Source organism: Bacillus sp. LR_5 (assembly GCF_042709275.1).
In genome coordinates this window covers 1-3525 of record NZ_JAVAXX010000447.1, presented here as the reverse complement: position 1 = coordinate 3525, position 3525 = coordinate 1, and the positions used below count along the sequence as shown (strand labels likewise).

The following is a 3525-nucleotide window of genomic DNA, read 5'->3' as shown; positions in this document are numbered from 1 at the left end:
TTTTCCCGGCTTGCTATCGTACCCTGCGGTAAAAATTGATACTAAAAAAGTGACAATGACACCCATCATGATGATTGTTTTCACCGTCTCTCCCCCTCTTCAATTTTTCCGTGCTGTCCGAGTCTGGGTGATTCTGTATTTTTCTTTATTATGAACGGTCGCGGTCTGCCTTGTCAACGCCGTATAAGTATCTTTATTTTTAAGAAACCAAAGCATGTATCACGAGATGGCGGCATAGATTGTATCAAAGTACCTTATTTGCATAGCGCATCAAACATGATGGAGGAGGTCCTTATGGATATATTAAAGAAAATTGAACAGTACAGAGAGGAAGAGCAGCGGCTGAAATGGGAAGGAACATTCGCCGATTATTTGGAGATTATTAAAGAAAATCCAATGGTCGCGCAATCTGCTCATTCTCGTGTTTTTAATATGATAAAAGACAGCGGGATAGAGGAGATTGACGGACGTAAGAAGTACAGCTTTTTTGACCGCGAGCTGTTCGGGCTTGAGGAATCTTTGGAGCGTCTGGTGGAAGAGTATTTGCATCCGGCTGCGAAACGGCTTGATGTCAGAAAGCGGATTCTATTGCTGATGGGACCTGTGAGCGGCGGTAAATCCACGCTGGTCACGATGCTCAAAAAAGGTCTCGAAGCGTACACCTTGACGGATAATGGCGCTGTATATGCGATTAAAGGCTGCCCGATGCACGAGGACCCTCTACATTTAATCCCCCATCATTTGCGTGATGACTTTTACAGAGAATACGGCATTAGAATAGAGGGAAGTCTTTCTCCTTTAAATGTCATGAGGCTGGAAGAAGAGTACGGAGGAAGAATTGAGGATGTGAAGGTTGAGCGCATCTTCTTTTCAGAAGATAAGCGTACGGGAATTGGAACATTCAGCCCATCTGATCCGAAATCTCAGGATATTGCCGATTTGACGGGAAGTATTGATTTCTCAACCATTGCCGAGTACGGTTCAGAATCAGATCCGCGCGCATACCGGTTTGACGGAGAGCTGAATAAAGCGAACCGCGGGATGATGGAGTTTCAGGAGATGCTGAAATGTGATGAGAAATTTCTCTGGCATTTGCTCTCATTGACACAGGAAGGGAATTTTAAAGCGGGGCGATTTGCGTTAATTTCTGCTGATGAGCTGATCGTGGCTCACACGAATGAAACGGAGTATCGCTCATTTATTTCTAATAAGAAGAATGAAGCCCTGCACTCGAGAATCATTGTGATGCCGGTCCCTTATAATTTAAAAGTGTCTGAGGAAGAGAGAATTTATGAAAAAATGATCGCAGAGAGCGATGTATCGGATGTTCACATTGCCCCGCATACGTTGAAGGTCGCTGCGATGTTCTCGATTCTTACCCGATTAAAAGAACCAAAGCGGTCGGATATCGATCTGGTCAAGAAAATGAGACTGTATGATGGAGAAAGTGTGGAAGGATATAATTCTGTCGACGTTGAGGATATGAAAAAAGAATATAATGATGAAGGCATGAGCGGCATTGATCCGCGGTACGTGATCAACCGGATTTCTTCAACGATTATCAGAAAAAATATGGAGTCGATCAATTCTCTTGATGTTCTTCGTTCCTTAAAAGAAGGTCTTGATCAGCATCCTTCGATTTCAAGCGAGGACAGGGAGCGGTATTTGAATTTTATTTCTGCTGCCCGCAAGGAATATGACGACATTGCGAAAAAAGAAGTTCAAAAAGCGTTTGTGTACTCATATGAAGAATCAGCTAAAACACTTATGGACAATTATCTCGATAACGTAGAGGCCTATTGCAATAAAAACAAGCTTCGTGATCCTTTGACAGGAGAAGAACTGAACCCTGACGAAAAGCTGATGAGATCAATCGAAGAGCAGATTGGCATTTCGGAAAACGCCAAAAAAGCGTTCCGCGAGGAAATCTTAATCCGTATCTCGGCTTATGCGAGAAAAGGTAAACGGTTTGATTATAATTCTCATGAAAGGCTGCGTGAAGCCATTCAGAAAAAGTTGTTTGCTGATCTGAAGGATGTCGTTAAAATTACGACGTCAACAAAAACGCCGGATGAGCAGCAGCTGAAAAAGGTAAATGAAGTCGTGGCCCGTTTAATTGATGAACACGGCTACAACTCGACGAGTGCCAATGAGCTGCTGAAATATGTCGGCAGCCTGCTGAACCGATAAGCAACGTGACCCGTCCGAATAGGGCGGGTTATTTTGTCCCATTTTCTAAATAGTTTGTCAATTAACCGTGCTTTTGTGCATATGATGAATATAAATCTTTTCGAAAGACTTGTTTCATAATCTGGCACAAGCCGGAATACGTATGTATCACGACCACAAATGGTTAAGGAGGGGAATTCATGTCCCAAAATGACAGCGGCCATTTTTTGATTTCTGAGGAAAACTGGTCCCTCCATCGCAAAGGCTTCGATGACCAGCAGCGCCACCAGAAAAAAGTGCAGGAAGCGATCAAAAATAATCTTCCGGACCTCGTGACTGAGGAAAGTATTATTATGTCTAATGGAAAAGATGTAGTGAAGATCCCAATCCGTTCACTGGATGAGTATAAAATCCGTTATAACTATGATAAAAATAAACACGTAGGGCAAGGAGAAGGCGACAGCCAGGTTGGAGATGTTGTGGCCCGGGATGGATCAGACAAAAAACAGGGGCCTGGAAAAGGGCAGGGCGCCGGTGATCAGGCAGGCGAAGATTATTATGAAGCAGAAATTTCATTAATGGATTTAGAAGAAGCGCTTTTTAAAGAATTAGAACTTCCAAACCTTCAGCAAAAAGAGCGGGACAATATCATTCATACAGATATTGAATTTAATGATATCCGTAAAACAGGGTTAACCGGTAATATTGATAAGAAAAGAACAATGATGTCAGCTTTTAAACGAAACGCGATGTCAGGGAAGCCATCGTTCTATCCGATTTACCCGGAGGACCTGAAGTATAAGACGTGGAATGACATAACAAAGCCCGAGTCAAAAGCCGTCGTCTTAGCAATGATGGATACAAGCGGCAGTATGGGGGTTTGGGAAAAATACATGGCCAGAAGTTTCTTTTTCTGGATGACCCGTTTTTTGCGGACGAAATATGAGACTGTTGAAATTGAATTTATTGCCCATCATACAGAAGCAAGAGTCGTGTCGGAGGAGGACTTCTTCTCAAAGGGAGAAAGCGGCGGAACAATCTGTTCTTCCGTATACCGGAAGTCGCTTGAGCTTATTGACGAAAAGTACAATCCCGCCCGCTACAACATTTACCCGTTTCATTTTTCTGACGGTGACAACCTGACATCTGATAACGCGCGCTGTGTGAAACTGGTCAATGATATTATGAAGAAGGCCAATCTTTTCTGCTACGGCGAGGTCAATCAGTACAACAGGCATTCAACGTTAATGTCTGCATATAAAAATGTGAAAGACGAGAAATTTAAGTACTATATTTTAAAACAGAAGTCTGATGTTTTTCAGGCGCTGAAGAACTTTTTCAGAAATGAAGAGTCCG

2 protein-coding genes are annotated in these 3525 nt (G+C 42.9%); both read left to right on the top strand.

The window, feature by feature from the left end:
- Positions 1-294 precede the first annotated feature (294 nt).
- Positions 295-2190 (top strand): serine/threonine protein kinase PrkA, encoded by a 1896-nt coding sequence (gene prkA, locus RAC86_RS36755; RefSeq protein WP_072565985.1) that lies wholly within the window; start codon positions 295-297, stop codon positions 2188-2190.
- Between the two features lie 179 nt (positions 2191-2369).
- The coding region (yhbH, locus tag RAC86_RS36750; protein WP_377886780.1) for a sporulation protein YhbH at positions 2370-3525 on the top strand (1156 nt) is incomplete at its 3' end.